Source organism: Romboutsia sp. 1001216sp1 (assembly GCF_039841805.1).
GTDB lineage: Bacteria > Bacillota > Clostridia > Peptostreptococcales > Peptostreptococcaceae > Romboutsia_C > Romboutsia_C hominis.
Genome location: NZ_JBDPHA010000008.1, coordinates 59,057 through 74,255, shown reverse-complemented (window position 1 = coordinate 74,255; position 15,199 = coordinate 59,057). Strand labels below are relative to the sequence as shown.

Genomic DNA, 15,199 nt, shown 5'->3' with positions numbered 1-15,199 from the left:
TTCAAAAATTACTGGCTAATAAATATTTTTGAATTAATATTTCTTTTTTATTCATTATAACTATATTTTCAATACTTTTCAAGTCATTTTTTGCATAATTAATTTTTCCATTTGCAAATTTCTAATTTTACAATAAATTCAATTTAACTTAAACCATTGATTTTAGTTATTTTACTAACTTTTCTAAGTGTCTTTTAATTTTATTTTATTATGTTAATTTATTTTATAGGTAAGTTATTAATATAATTATTAACTTATCTCTTTATTAATATTAGCTTGTATCATATCTACATTTATTGTAAAAGTGTTTTTTATAACAGATGTATTGAAATATGGCATAAAAAAAGCACTTAGATTTTAATCTAAGTGCTTTTTTTATTAATTATTCTTTTTTTGTTCTATTTTTAATTTATCTAAATAAGCTACTGCATTTAATGCTGCTATTTGACCTTGACCAGCTGACTTTATATAAGAATATGGTTTACCAACACAGTCTCCTGCTGCAAAGCATCCATTTATACTTGTGTTCATATTAATATCAACCTTAATATGTGGTCCTTCTGTCTCTATTCCTGGCACTAATGATTTAGGCGAAGCACTATCTTTTATTACAAATACTCCATCTACGTCTATTTCTTGTTGTTTTAATTCTACTTTATTTACTAAATTTTCTCCATGGATTTGAACAGGTCTATCATTTATAACTTCTATAGAACTATCTAAACCATCTGAAGATCTCATAAGACCTTCTCTTTTATACATAGGTATAAAGTAAGTCTTTGATGCTATTTCACTTAAGAAGTTAGCTTCTTCTTCAGACTCTTTATTATAACCTATTATAGCTACTTTTTTATCTCTATATAAAGGAGCATCACATGTTGCACAATACCCTACACCTTTACCTAGAAATTCTTCTTCACCTTTTATTGGCTTACCATACTCTACACCTGTTGCAAGTATAACTGTAGTAGCTTCAAACATTTCATCCCCTGACATTAAAGCAAAGTAATCTCCCATAGCATATACGTTATTTATTTTTTTATCTACTATTTCAATATCCATGCTTTCTATATGTGCTTTAAATTTATCTCTTAAATCTTCTCCACTTATATCATAAAATCCTAGATAATTCTCTATTGATGGAGCTTTTACTAATTTATTACTTAAATTATCATTTCCAAATACTATTATATTTTTATTTCTTATTTTTGCATTTATTGCAGCAGAAAGTCCTGCTGGCCCACTTCCAATTATTGCCATATCATATCTCATATTAACCACCTATCATTTTATAAATGTGACTTAACTTTTGATTTAATTGCTTCTTTTGGCATAAATCCTACTAATGATTCTACTGGTTTTCCATCTTTAAATATCATCATTGTTGGTACAGTAGATATATTAAATTTTTGAGCTATTTCTAAGCTTTGATCTATATCAACTTTTATAAATTTTGCATCATCCATTTCATTTCCTAATGATTCAAATACTGGTGCTAACATTTTACAAGGTCCACACCAAGTTGCAAAGAAATCTACTACAACTACCCCTTTACTTTCTTCTACTTCCCCTTTAAATTGTGATGTTTTTATTATTTTAGCCATTTTCTTACCTCCTAAATACTCTCTTATCTATAATATGAATTATATTACAATATAGTTATTATTTGTAACATTAATTTATATTATTTATATACCCCCTATATATATCACTAAACAATTTGTTTATCTAGGGATCGTTAGTTTAAAATATGTATACTCATTTTCTTTAGAATCTACAGTTATTGTTATACCAAGATTTATAGCAATCATTTTTGCAATAGATAATCCTATTCCTGAGCCATCTATATCTTTATGTCTTATACTATTGCTTCTAAAAAATCTGTCAAATATATAATCGATATCTTCTTTTTTTATACCCATTCCAGTATCTTTTATATATATTATAATATCGTTATTTTGTTCATAAGCACTTATTGATATACTATCCCCACTTTTTGTGTATTTAAAAGAGTTATCTATAAATATTAATAATAACTGTCTTAACTTATTTTTATCTGTAAATATTTTTTTATTCTTTAATTTAATATTAGTATGAAATTCTTTTTCTTGAATCTCTGCTATATCTGCATAATTTTTACTTATCTCATCTATCATTATATTTATATCTACATTTTCTTTTATAATATCATTAGTACTATCTTCTTTACTTAATGATAATAAATCACTTATCATCTTCTTTATTCTTCTTGTTTCTTTCATAGCATCAGCTATAGATTCAACTTCATCAGATATAGTACTATCTGGATGCTTTAATAAGCTTTCTAACTTTGAAGATACTATGGCTATTGGAGTTCTAAGCTCATGAGATGCATCCTGAACAAATTTAGCTTGATTATTCCAAGCAGTTTCTATTGGTATTAGTGCTTTTTTAGTTAAATAAAGTGCTACAAAATATGTTATTATTACAGCTACTAATACTCCTATTATAAATACAAATATAAGCTGTTTTAACGAGTTTCTTTCCGAATCTATATTTCTTATTATTTGTATTTTATATTTACCAATATCAATGTTTAATTCTCTAAAAGTATATCCATTTTCAGTGTACGTAAAGAAAGTATCATTCTTATTATTTTTAGTTCTTGGTAATAGTTCATTAAAATAGCCATTTTCTGTGTAATATCTTATTCTATTTCCCTCATAAACATAGACCATATTACTTGGGTCTTTTAACACTATTGGATAAAATATAGATCTATTATTAAGTTGCATAGTTATATTTTCTAATTCAGCTTTAAGATTTTTGTCTATATTGCTATATGTAAGTCCTTTAAAGTAAGAATATATAAATATAGAAAATATTATAAGAAATGCTACTACTACGGCTATATTTATTTTTATTAAACGATTTTTAGTTTTACTAAATACATTTTTATTTATCATCAAATATATATCCTACTTTTCTTTTAGTTTTTATATAGTTATCATATCCGTACTTGCTAAGCTTCTTTCTTAAATTGCTAACATAAACTTCAACTATTTCTATAGTAGCATCTGAATCTATTCCCCAAATTCTATCATATATTTGTTCCTTTAAAAGTATTGTTCCTTTATTTATTATAAAATACTCAAGTAAATTAAACTGCTTATTTTGAAGATTTAAATCTTCACCATTTATAGATGCAGTTTTATTATTTGTATCTAAATATAAATCTTTAAATACAATTTTATTATTAGATTTTATTTTTCCATTAGTCCTTAACATTGCATATACTCTTGCTACTAATTCTTCCATATAAAATGGCTTTGTTAGATAATCATTTGCTCCTATCTCAAATGCTGATACCTTATCGTTTAAACTTTCTTTAGCAGTTAAAATAAGTACTAATGTATCTATTCCGTTTTTTCTTATAGACTTTAATATATCTAATCCTGATATATCAGGTAACATTAAGTCTAGTATAATTAAATCATATATATTTTGTTTAATATTGTATATGGCTTCTTCTCCAAAACTACATGAATCTATTTCAAAATGATTTTTTAGTTCCTCCTCTAGACTTTCTAAAAGTTTAGAATTATCCTCAACAATTAAAACCTTCATACCAATCTCCTTAATTTTAATATAAGTTTATTACTATTAATTTCCTATATAATATAAATAATTATACAATACATATATATATTTTTAAAACATTTACAGTCACCAAATAAAAAAACCTAATGTATAGCTTATAATATAAACTTAACAATAGGTTTTTCATCATTTTTAATCATAATTTTATTTTTCCTCATATTTAATGTATATAACTTTTACATCTTTAACACTGTCTAATATAGGAATGTCTATTTAAAGCCTTACTTATTAACTTTGAATATTATTTGAATTATAAGTATTTATTATGTTTACAAATTCATCAATAGAAACGACATTGTCTTTTACCATAAACTCATTGTAGTACCAATTTGCAAAATCAGGGTTAGCTAATGTTGAGTTTAATTTTTCAAAGTCTATCTCTTCTTTATTGTAATTATTTTCATTCATGTTTACCACCCCTTTTTATTTAACCTTATTATTAATCATATAAATACGATTTATTCACTTCAATTCCCTCTTTTTTATTTGTATACTTAACCCTTTATAGTAAATGTTTATTTTCCTTTAAAAAGTTTTTTAATGCTTGAGTTATTATTTCTTGTTTAGTAAAACTTGAATTACTACATAACCTTTCAAAATCTTCCCATATTTTTTTATCTACCCTTATGCTAGTTGATTTTAGTTCATCTATATTATTTTTTTCTATTACTATGTCTTTTTTAGAAGTTTTTGTCTTAGGCTTTATTGCCTTAACATCCCTAACTTGTAAGTACCAATCATATACTTCACATAACTTGTCCATATCCTCAGGTGTTAAATTTACTTTCTTATCTCTTTTAGGTTTTTGTGTTTTTCTTTTAGTATTATTTTTTTTTACATTTTCCTTTTTTTCTACTTTAGTGTTTTTAATTTCATTAAATTCTATTTGTTTTTTCTCTTCTTTTATGTCATCTATGTCATCTTTTAACTCATACTTTCCATTTGTTAATTTGTACCCTTTTTTATTTAAGTAACTTCTTAATGTTTGTGGTTTTATCTCCATCTTATCTGCTATATCTTGAAACTTTAGGTTTTTATTTTGTAGTTGCATAAATATTTTTATTCTTTCGTTTCCTGTCATTTTTTTCTCCTTGTAATTTAGTTAATTTATACCTACATATTATCATAAGAGTTTTATTTAGACAAAATTATGTGTTATAGTTTATATTATATATTTTTATTGTATTTTAAAATAACAATTTATTTTTTTATTATACTTTCTATATTCAATATCCTTTAAAGTTAATATTTTCATTTTTTAAAATTTAATTAACATTTACTGTAAACTTTCTTATATTTTTTAAAATAACAGTACATTTTTTCTTTAATTTTATCATTTTTTTAACAAAACTATTTACAATTGTCGAAATGTGCTTTATAATCAAAATTGTCTTAAGATTTCTTTAAGTTAATATGACATTAAGGAAAACAGTACCTTAAGAAAAAAACATTACATTTATATATTTAGGAGGAAAATTAGCATGATGCAAATACTTACGAGTACAGCATTATTATTAGTTGTACTGGCATTATTCACATTATTTAGTTACAAAGCACCTCACGGAATGAAGGCAATGGGTGCATTAGCAAGTGCTGCTTGCGCAAGTTTCTTAGTTGAGGCATTCCACGCTTCTTTATTTGGACAACAATTTGGTATATCTTTCTTAGAGAAAGTCGGAGCTGCCAACGGTTCTTTAGGTGGTGTAGCTGCTGCTATATTAGTACCTTTAGCATTAGGTGTATCTCCAGTATACGCTGTATTAGTTGGTTTAACAGTTTCAGGATTTGGAATACTTCCAGGATTCGTTGCAGGATACTTAATATCATTCGTTGTTAAGTTCTTAGAAAAGAAAACTCCTGCTGGTCTTGATTTAATAGTTATAATATTAATTGCTGCTCCTTTAACAAGAGCAATAGCAGGATTTATGGATCCTATAGTTAATGATACATTAATGCAAATAGGACAAGCTTTAACAGCTGCTTCTACTACATCTCCAATATTAATGGGTATAATACTTGGTGGTTTAATAACAGTTGTTGCTACTGCTCCATTATCATCAATGGCTTTAACATCTATAATAGGATTAACAGGTCTTCCAATGGCAATAGGTGCATTAGCAGTATTTGGTTCTTCTTTCATGAACTTCGTATTCTTCTCAAAAATGAAATTTGGTTCAAAGAAAGATACAATAGCTGTTGCTATAGAGCCTTTAACTCAATCAGATATAATAACTGCTAACCCAATACCAGTATTTGTTACTAACTTTATAGGTGGAGCATTATCAGGTGTTGTAGTTGCATTAGTAAGTTCTTATGTTGCACCACTTGCAATAAGTGTTCCTGGTATGGCAACTCCTATAGCTGGTTTCGCTGTTGCAGTTGGTCAAAACGGAACTCCTGCTTTAATAGCTGCTGTTGGATGTATAGTAGTTAGTATAATAGGTGCTTTAATAGGACATACATTATTCAAAAATACAAAAATACTTACTGCTGATGAGATACGTGGAACAGAAGAATCTTCTGCAGCATAATATATAAAAAAAAGAACGTAGATAATTCTACGTTCTTTTTATATATATTACTATCTTACAACTTTTCTCGTTAGAGTTCCTATACCTACTCCCATCATAATGATTCCTACAAGCATTTCAATATTTGCTACCATGTATGCTACTTCTGTGGGCTTTGAATTGTTAAACCCAACAGCTCCAAACATACCTACACTTAAATTTATAACCTCATTAAAATCTTTAATAAACTGTTTTAGGTTCCATGTACCAATATTACTTAAACTATATTTTATAACCTGTCCATCTAACTCAATACCTACTGCTAAAAATATAAATGCAAATATTATCATTATTACTAAAGATGATAATACACAAAGCCAAGGTCTTTCTCCATACCCACATGCTAACCAATATATATACGAATTTATTTTAGGTAAAAATTTAACACATTTTCTTTGTGTACATTTCCCTATATAATAATATTCTCCAAAATTATTATTCAAGTTATTTTCCTTAAATTTTTCGGACAAAGTTTTATATGTCATATATATACCTTCATATTCATTTTTATCCTTAACTCTAGGTTCAATTTTATCAAAAAATGTTTTAGCATCAAATTTAGTTGTAAATTTATCATCAAACATTATATCTTGTATATATGTATTTGAAATTTTAAAGCCTGAAAGATCACAATCTATAATCTCAAACATATCAATTTCACTATTTATTATAATTGAAGATTTTAAATATGTTAATTCAAAACTTGTGTTACTAATCTTACATTTTTCGAAAATACAATATGATAAGTCACTATTTAAAAATTTTGCATATATATCACAATTATAGAAACTACACCCTATATTGTCTTTTTTATTTAAAGAAGGTCGTTTTTCACTTCCTTCTTTTATGAATATACAATTTTCAAATACAACTCCTCCACCGCTAAAATTGCAATCATTAAAAGTACAACCTATAAATGTGCAGTCTTTGAATTTAATATTTTTAAAATCACATTTTCTAAATTTAGCGCAAATTATATCTTGCTCTACTATTTCATAAAAATCTTGTTCGTCAAATATACCATCTTTGCCGATTAGTTTATCTTTTATTTTATTATAGCTATATTTTGAATTATTATCATAATCATTTAGTTCTATTTTTTTTGTAGTTGCATCTTTATAAAATGTTTCGTTATTTTTTTTTCTATTTGATAATTGTTCATTCACTACGGCCTTTTCTTCTTCAAAATTTATATATCCCATAGAATAACTCCTTGCTTTTAGATGAAAAGAAAACGTAAAATATATTTTACGTTTTCTTTTTTTACAATTATTATTATCTTATTTTATAATTATTATTCTATATAATACAAACTCTATTATTTTAAATAAAACTAATCCATAGTATAAATAATATTATCAACTTCTTCATACGTTTTCTTACCTAATACATGTATACCTATAAATGTAGCTAATAAAGCTATTGGTAATACTATATAAACAGGTATACCAAGTCCTGCCGGTATATATCCAAATAATACTGTTATTACGGCTGTAAATAATGCATAAGGCATCTGTGTATTAACATGATCTATATGATTACATCCAGCTCCCATTGATGACATTATTGTAGTGTCAGATATTGGTGAGCAGTGATCTCCAAATATAGCGCCTGTTAGTACTGCACTAGTACTAACTACTATAAACGACATTTCTGGGTTTATAGAATGAGCTAGTGGTATTGCAAGAGGCATAAGTATTCCCATTGTTCCATAAGCTGTTCCTGTAGCAAATGATATTATGGCTCCAAGTATAAATACTACACTTGGTAATAAAAAATTTGGTAGTGTTCCAGATAATAATGTTACTAAGTATTTAGCTGTTCCTAGTTCTTTTATAACAGAACTTAATGACCATGCAAGTATTAATATAACCCCAGTCATAATAAGTCCCTTCATTCCATCTATCCAAGCATCTATAGCTTCAGAGATTGTAAGTATATTTTTACTAACTCCAAGAACTATGCCTACAATACTTGCAAATAAAGCTGACTGGAATAATGCAACCGAAGCATCTGCTCCACTAAACGCCTCTCTTATAGCATCAAATGAATATGGAGAATTAGTAAATAATTGTATTAGATTTTGGTTATCTGAGTTCATAGCTGCTGTGTATCCGCTATAATAAAAAGAAATTAACGCAGCTATTATTAATGTTCCTATAGGTATTATTGCATTCCATGAACTTAATTTTATACCTTCTTTTGGCTCTAAATCAGAATTATCATTACTAACATTGTTTGAATTGTTATTATTTTTATTAACACTTCGGGCTTTAATTTGAGCTTCTCTCATTGGTCCAAAATCCTTAGCTAGAACTGCTGATATAACTATAAATGCTAATATTAATATATTATAAAATCTATATGGTATGGTATTTAAAAATACTCCAAATGCATCAGCTTCTACTCCTATACCGTTAAATGCATCATTTATAAGTCCAACTTCAAGACCTATCCATGTAGATATTATAGCAAGCCCAGCTATAGGTGCAGCTGTAGCATCTATTATAAACGCTAGTTTTTCTCTTGATAGTTTCATTTTGTCTGCTACTGGTCTAACTATAGGACCAACTATTAATGAATTTGCATAATCATCAAAGAATACTAATAATCCTAAAAACCATGCTATAAGTTGAGTCTCTCTAGCGGTCTTTGATCTTTTGGCTAGGCTCTCTGCTATAGCTTTTGCACCACCCATTCTAGCTACTAGGCTTATAACCCCACCTATAGCTAAAACTTGAAGTATTATACCTGCATTCCATGGATCTGCTAATGAATTTAATGCCCTATTTACTATATCTAAAAATGCATTAACAAAAGCAACTATAACATTTCCAGATGACATGTTTATTATAAAGCTTCCTGAAAATATACCTACAAATAACGATATTACTACATTCTTAGTTATAAATGCTAAAACTATAGCAACTAATGGTGGTATTAAAGTTATCATCTTAAGTCTTTCTGAATTTATAGTTGATATATCATCCCCCCCTGCAAATACTAATGGCATAGACATCATAAAAATTATAATAGTCATTAATAATACCCTAAAATTTCTCTTGCTTCTCATAAAACTTCCCCCTTAAAATTGTTTAGTCTCTAGTGAATATAAGGGTATAAAAAATTCGCTTCGCTCATGTCGCCAACGACTTCGTCCGTTGCTCAAAATGTCTTTTTTACGCTCTGCAAACTGATTGGTATTACTCAACTTCAATAATTATCCACATTCTTTAAAGTATCATATTTTCCTAAAGCGTAAAAAAGTCTTGAGTATACACTCAAGACTTATAAATTTTTACATAAAGTTATACATTAACTTTTTAGACACAGCAATATAACTATACCTATGTATAAATTTTTCTCAAATGTAGCTCTTCACAAAATAAATTGTGACAGTGATACATATATTTTATGTACCCCCAGGCATATAACCTTAAAGCATCAGCTATACCCTTCGGCAATAGTTCCTTTCCTAATGATTCTACGCGCTTAACTCCTCATTAGTACTTTTAAATATTGCGACCTCTACCCTTTTTATTTTATTCACTTTTATTATTAATAGTATATATACCTTTATTTTTATTTTCAAGTATAAAAGATTTTTTTTATATCATTTATAAATAATATATAATAATTTTGTTATTTATATTTAAATTTATAAATTATTATACCTTTTGTAAATTTTTTTATAAATAGTAAACATACTAATTATGAGGTGATTTTATGAAAAAATTTTTATTTATAACTTTATTATTAACTATATTTTTTAATCCACAAAATATTTTCTCTTTATCTCCAATATATACCCCCAAAGAACCTATGCCTCTACCTTATTCTTATGATTCTCTTGAACCTTATATAGACAAAGAGACTATGATCTTACATTATGATAAACATTATAAATCTTACTTAGATAAATTAAATAATGCCATAAAAGGATACCCTGACCTTTATGCTTGTAGTATTTCTGATTTATTAACTTGTCTAGATTGTTTGCCTAGTGAAATAGCTAAAACTATAAAAGATAATGGTGGAGGAGTATATAATCATGAATTTTTCTTTGAAATAATGTCTCCTAATAGGAAAAAATTACATGGAAAATTAAAAAGTGCCATAAACAGAGACTTTAAATCTTTTGATAATTTTAAAAATGAATTTAATAAAGCTTCACTAAGTGTATTTGGATCTGGATGGGCATGGCTTGTATCTGATGACTCTGGAAATCTATCGATTATAACTACTCAAAATCAAAATACTCCTATTACATTAAACTTAAAACCTATAATTGGAATCGATGTATGGGAACATGCTTACTATCTAAAGTATCAAAATAAAAGGGCCGAATATATAAATAATTGGTTTAATATTATAAATTGGAGTAAAGCGGAAGAAAACTATATTCAAAATCTAAAATAAAAATTTATAATAATTTGTAGATTTTAAGTATATTCAATCCTTTTAAAATTATATTTTAAAAATAGTTTTTGAAAATTTTTACAATTTACTATATAATTAATACAAATATAATTATCAATAATATTATACTATCACCTAGGAGGTTTAATGGTAAAAGAAACTCATACTAAGGGAGGCTATATATTTGCACTTTTAGCGCTCCCTTATTTATATAAAACATTTTTAAATAATTATAGTGTATTTTATAAAGCTATTTTGCTTTTAATATACACATATTTTGCATATATAGGTTCATTATATCCTGATATCGATATGAGAGGTTCTTATATAAGTAAAAGATATCCTATTATATATAAATATTTTGGTTCTAGATTTAGGCATAGGAGCTTTACACATAGTCTAATTTTTATATCTTTACTCGCTTATAGTTTCAATTTTTTAATAAAATCTACAGATAGTAATATCGTATTTATATGTGTATCTTGTGGCTTTTTAGTAGGATATGTATCTCATCTAGTTTTAGATTTACTAACAAAGGAAGGTATAGAGATTTTTTACCCTATAACCATTAATTTTTCATTCCTTCCTATAAAAACTAATTCTAAGACAGAAAAGTTAATATGCAAAGCTTTAAACTTTATAGTTATATTTTTACTAGGATATAGATTTTATATATTACTTTAATAACCCACCTAATATTAGATGGGTTATTTTATATATTCTATATATTTTCAGTTTCATTATCTTTTTCATGATTCTCTAAACTTCTCTTAACTTTATTGCCTATAGTCCATGATAAAAATACTAATAAACAAAATACTAATATTTTAACAGGACTGTTTATAAAACCTTTTATATCACTCATTGGATAACTTATAAATAAAAACATTATAAACTTTCCTGATAGCATTGCAGGTATAAAACATTTAGGATCTACTTTACAAAATGCAGATGCTATTGTTACTAAAAAACTCGGTACAAATGGACAAGAATAAGCAAAAAATAGTAACTTAAATCCTTTTTTGTCCATCCATTTTATTGCTTTATCTACTTTCTTATTTCTAAATTTATTAAATAACTTATTATCGTTAAATCTACTAATAATTAAAAATAGCAATGCAGTACCTAAACCAGATCCTATCCAAGATAGTACAAGACCTCCAAATAGCCCAAGTAAAAGTGCATTAGCTCCTACTATAGCCATAAGAGGAAGTATAGGTAAAAAGCTTTCAATAAAGCTTGCTAGTAATCCTATTATCATGGTTAAAATCCAATAGTTTTGTGCAAAATGATTTAATTCTTGAATATATTCCATAATCTATTTCTCCTTATGTCTATTATATATTATAGTATACACTATTTTCACTTAAATTCACCATATTTTGACTAAAACTTCATATAACAATTGCTGCCATTTAACCTTTAAATAGCTCCTTTAATATATTAAAAAGCTAATACAGATAGATTTCCGTATTAGCTTTTATTTATAGACCTAAATCTTCCTTTTTCACATGTAAATCCATTTGTGGATAAGGTATGCTTATATTTTCTTCATCAAATCTTAATTTGACCTTCTCTAATAGGCTAAAATGTATATCCCAATAATGTTCCGATTTACACCATACTTTAACTATAAAGTCAACAGAACTTGGACTATGAGCACTAACACCTATAAATGGTTTAGGATTATCTAAAACAAACTCTTGTCTTTTTACGATATCCGTTAATACTTCCTTAACATGGAGTATATTATTTTCATATCCTACACTAAATGTTAAATCAACTCTTCTTTCTTCCTTTGCTGAATAGTTTATTAAACTACCATTTGACAATGTTCCATTTGGTATTAATATTAACTTATTGTCTATAGTTGTCAATTTAGTATAGAATAACCCTATTTCTTCAACTGTACCTTCATAAACTCCAGTTTGTATATAATCCCCTACTTTAAATGGTCTAAGTAATAATATTATAAAACCACCTGCAAAGTTAGATAAACTGCCTTGAAGGGCTAAACCTATGGCAACCCCACCAGAAGCTACAATCGCTGCAAGACCTGTCAATTTAACATCCCAATAGCCAAGAATTCCTATAAATAATATAACTTTTAGCACACCTGCTGTTAATGACTGTATGAATCTTCTTAATGTTACATCAACATCTCTTTTTTCTAAAAATACTCCAAATTGTTTTACTACCTTTTTTATAATCTTTAATCCTATAGATATAACTATAAGACCTATTATAAGCTTTATTCCATATTCAGTAACCCATCCTATAAATTTTTCAATAAGTGTATCAAGTGGCATTTTACTCATTTGTTGTACCTTACTCGACACTTCTTTTGCTATTGCATCTGGATTTGTCATTTATAACCACCTCTTTTAAAACTTTCGACTTTTTACTCATACATATTACCTCATTTTTTGCAATATGTCTATATAATACAATTATTTCAAAAATATAACTATTTAAAATTATAGAATCCTTTTAATTATCTATTGTAACTTTAACTCATATATTACCAACTACAATAATTATCCACATTTTTAAAGTATCATAATTTCCTTAAGCGTAAAAAAAGGTTGCCTAAGTTTAGACAACCTTTAAATATATTATAAATTATTTAGCATCAAAATGTCTTTGTAATAAACCTAAGAATGCTTTACCATGTCTTGCTTCATCTTTACACATTTCATGTACTGTATCATGTATAGCATCAAGTCCTAATTCTTTAGCTCTCTTAGCTATTTTTAATTTTCCTTCTGTTGCTCCGTACTCTGCATCTACTCTTGCTTTTAAGTTTGCTTTTGTATCAGCTACAACAACTTCTCCTAATAATTCTGCAAATTTAGCAGCATGTTCTGCTTCTTCAAATGCTATTCTCTTGTAAGCTTCTGCAACTTCTGGATATCCTTCTCTATCAGCTTGTCTACTCATTGCTAAATACATTCCTACTTCTGTACATTCTCCAACAAAGTTTGCTCTAAGTCCTTCTAATATTTCTTCGTCTATACCTTTAGCAACCCCTATTCTATGCTCGTCAGCCCAAACCATTTCACCTTTCATTTCTTCAAACTTATCAGCTCCAACCCCACATACTGGACATTTCTCTGGTGCAGTTTCTCCTTCATGTATATATCCACATACTGTACAAACAAATTTTTTCATAATTTTATTCCTCCAAATTTATATAAATTTTATTTAGTTTCTTTTTAACATACTATATATATACCTCATATACATTGTTTTAAACATTTATTTGCATATTTTTTTATTTTTTAATCTATATTTTATAAATCCATATACTACAGTTATTATTAATAATAAAATAACCATTATATATGAGTATTTAGTAACTAAAGACATTACAAATTTTAAGTTATCTCCTAAAACATAACCTATACTTATTAATGAAGTATTCCAAATCCCTATTCCTATAGCAGAACACATCATAAATGTAAATATATTCATTTTTATAGACCCTGCTATTATTGACACAAATGTCCTAGCATAAGGTATTACTCTAGTTAAAATTACTGATAATTTATCATGCTTTTTTAACCAAATATAAGATGAGTTTATAATTGATTTGGTCTTTGGATACTTTTCACCTATAGTATCTATTAAAGGCTTTCCAAATTTAAATCCTAGAAAATAATTTAACAAGGAACCTATAACCCCACCTAAAGTAGATACTACTATTACATTTACAAATCCAAAGTTATATTTATATGCAAACATACCTGCAATTGGAAGTACTACTTCACTAGGAAGAGGTACATTAGCATACTCTAGTGCTACTATTATAAATATACTTATAAGTCCATAATTTATCATAAAATGTTCTATTATATTTTTTAATTCCAATAATTTCACCTCTTTATATTTATATAGTAACAGTGATTAATATATAAAAAGACTACCTGTATAAGGCAGCCTTTATATTCTATATATTACTTAGCATCAAAATGTCTTTCTAATAAACCTAAGAATGCTTTACCATGTCTTGCTTCATCTTTACACATTTCATGTACTGTATCATGTATAGCATCAAGTCCTAATTCTTTAGCTCTCTTAGCTATTTTTAATTTTCCTTCTGTTGCTCCATACTCTGCATCTACTCTTGCTTTTAAGTTTGCTTTTGTATCAGCTACAACAACTTCTCCTAATAATTCTGCAAATTTAGCAGCATGTTCTGCTTCTTCAAATGCTATTCTCTTGTAAGCTTCTGCAACTTCTGGATATCCTTCTCTATCAGCTTGTCTACTCATTGCTAAATACATTCCTACTTCTGTACATTCTCCAACAAAGTTTGCTCTAAGTCCTTCTAATATTTCTTCGTCTATACCTTTAGCAACCCCTATTCTATGCTCGTCAGCCCAAACCATTTCACCTTTCATTTCTTCAAACTTATCAGCTCCAACTCCACATACTGGACATTTCTCTGGTGCAGTTTCTCCTTCATGTATATATCCACATACTGTACAAACAAATTTTTTCATAATTTTATTCCTCCAAATTTATATAAATTTTATTTAGTTTCTTTTTAACATACTATATATATACCT

The 15,199-nt window shown here is 26.9% G+C and carries 16 protein-coding genes and 1 riboswitch; of the genes, 3 read left to right on the top strand and 13 right to left on the bottom strand.

Translation table 11 applies throughout. The features are described 5' to 3' along the window. Nucleotides 1-378: 378 nt before the first annotated feature. The 6 genes from ABHC41_RS09425 to ABHC41_RS09400 form a co-directional block, all read right to left on the bottom strand. The gene (locus ABHC41_RS09425; protein ID WP_166505718.1) at nt 379-1,272 is read right to left on the bottom strand and encodes an NAD(P)/FAD-dependent oxidoreductase; all 894 of its coding nucleotides are present in this window, start codon (nt 1,270-1,272) and stop codon (nt 379-381) included. 17 nt (nt 1,273-1,289) lie between these two features. Further along, complete coding sequence (trxA, locus tag ABHC41_RS09420) at nt 1,290-1,604, bottom strand: thioredoxin (RefSeq protein ID WP_092924986.1); 315 nt, start codon at nt 1,602-1,604, stop codon at nt 1,290-1,292. 120 nt (nt 1,605-1,724) lie between these two features. Further along, a complete protein-coding gene (locus ABHC41_RS09415; protein WP_271892149.1) occupies nt 1,725-2,945 on the bottom strand; it encodes a HAMP domain-containing sensor histidine kinase in 1,221 nt (406 codons plus the stop codon). Further along, entirely contained in the window at nt 2,935-3,606 is a 672-nt protein-coding gene (locus ABHC41_RS09410; RefSeq protein ID WP_092924982.1) for a response regulator transcription factor, read from the bottom strand. Before ABHC41_RS09410 ends, ABHC41_RS09415 begins: the two co-directional genes overlap by 11 nt. A 261-nt stretch (nt 3,607-3,867) precedes the next feature. Beyond that, nucleotides 3,868-4,047, bottom strand: coding sequence for a hypothetical protein (locus ABHC41_RS09405; RefSeq protein WP_092924980.1), 180 nt, complete (start codon nt 4,045-4,047; stop codon nt 3,868-3,870). Between the two features lie 94 nt (nt 4,048-4,141). Further along, the gene (locus ABHC41_RS09400; RefSeq protein ID WP_271892152.1) at nt 4,142-4,720 is read right to left on the bottom strand and encodes a DNA-binding protein; all 579 of its coding nucleotides are present in this window, start codon (nt 4,718-4,720) and stop codon (nt 4,142-4,144) included. 400 nt (nt 4,721-5,120) lie between these two features. On the opposite strand from ABHC41_RS09400, the gene ABHC41_RS09395 reads away from it, so the two are divergent. Beyond that, on the top strand, nt 5,121-6,170 hold the full coding sequence (locus ABHC41_RS09395; protein ID WP_330383720.1) for a PTS sugar transporter subunit IIC: 1,050 nt from the start codon (nt 5,121-5,123) through the stop codon (nt 6,168-6,170). Between the two features lie 50 nt (nt 6,171-6,220). Here the strand turns inward: ABHC41_RS09395 and ABHC41_RS09390 are convergent, their stop codons facing one another. Continuing rightward, nucleotides 6,221-7,411, bottom strand: coding sequence for a pentapeptide repeat-containing protein (locus ABHC41_RS09390; RefSeq protein WP_092924976.1), 1,191 nt, complete (start codon nt 7,409-7,411; stop codon nt 6,221-6,223). Nucleotides 7,412-7,542: 131 nt separating this feature from the next. Then, complete coding sequence (locus ABHC41_RS09385; RefSeq protein WP_271892155.1) at nt 7,543-9,282, bottom strand: Na+/H+ antiporter NhaC family protein; 1,740 nt, start codon at nt 9,280-9,282, stop codon at nt 7,543-7,545. A gap of 290 nt (nt 9,283-9,572) precedes the next feature. After that, nucleotides 9,573-9,748, bottom strand: a riboswitch (Lysine riboswitch). 187 nt (nt 9,749-9,935) lie between these two features. Between ABHC41_RS09385 and ABHC41_RS09380 the strand changes: the two genes are divergently transcribed. Then, the gene (locus ABHC41_RS09380) at nt 9,936-10,628 is read left to right on the top strand and encodes a superoxide dismutase (protein WP_092924972.1); all 693 of its coding nucleotides are present in this window, start codon (nt 9,936-9,938) and stop codon (nt 10,626-10,628) included. Between the two features lie 147 nt (nt 10,629-10,775). Further along, nucleotides 10,776-11,312, top strand: coding sequence for a metal-dependent hydrolase (locus tag ABHC41_RS09375; protein WP_271892156.1), 537 nt, complete (start codon nt 10,776-10,778; stop codon nt 11,310-11,312). A gap of 37 nt (nt 11,313-11,349) precedes the next feature. On the opposite strand, the gene ABHC41_RS09370 is transcribed toward ABHC41_RS09375, so the two are convergent. From ABHC41_RS09370 to ABHC41_RS09350, 5 genes are all read right to left on the bottom strand, one after another. Continuing rightward, nucleotides 11,350-11,943: a VTT domain-containing protein gene (locus tag ABHC41_RS09370; RefSeq protein WP_271892158.1), complete on the bottom strand. Its 594-nt coding sequence runs from the start codon at nt 11,941-11,943 to the stop codon at nt 11,350-11,352. A gap of 169 nt (nt 11,944-12,112) precedes the next feature. After that, nucleotides 12,113-12,997, bottom strand: a complete 885-nt coding sequence (locus ABHC41_RS09365) for a mechanosensitive ion channel domain-containing protein (RefSeq protein WP_330678049.1) — start codon at nt 12,995-12,997, stop codon at nt 12,113-12,115. Between the two features lie 253 nt (nt 12,998-13,250). After that, complete coding sequence (locus ABHC41_RS09360; RefSeq protein WP_092924966.1) at nt 13,251-13,799, bottom strand: NADH peroxidase; 549 nt, start codon at nt 13,797-13,799, stop codon at nt 13,251-13,253. Between the two features lie 87 nt (nt 13,800-13,886). Continuing rightward, nucleotides 13,887-14,498: a DedA family protein gene (locus tag ABHC41_RS09355; protein WP_271892159.1), complete on the bottom strand. Its 612-nt coding sequence runs from the start codon at nt 14,496-14,498 to the stop codon at nt 13,887-13,889. An 86-nt stretch (nt 14,499-14,584) separates the two neighbouring features. Next, nucleotides 14,585-15,133, bottom strand: coding sequence for an NADH peroxidase (locus ABHC41_RS09350; RefSeq protein ID WP_092924962.1), 549 nt, complete (start codon nt 15,131-15,133; stop codon nt 14,585-14,587). Nucleotides 15,134-15,199 lie beyond the last annotated feature (66 nt).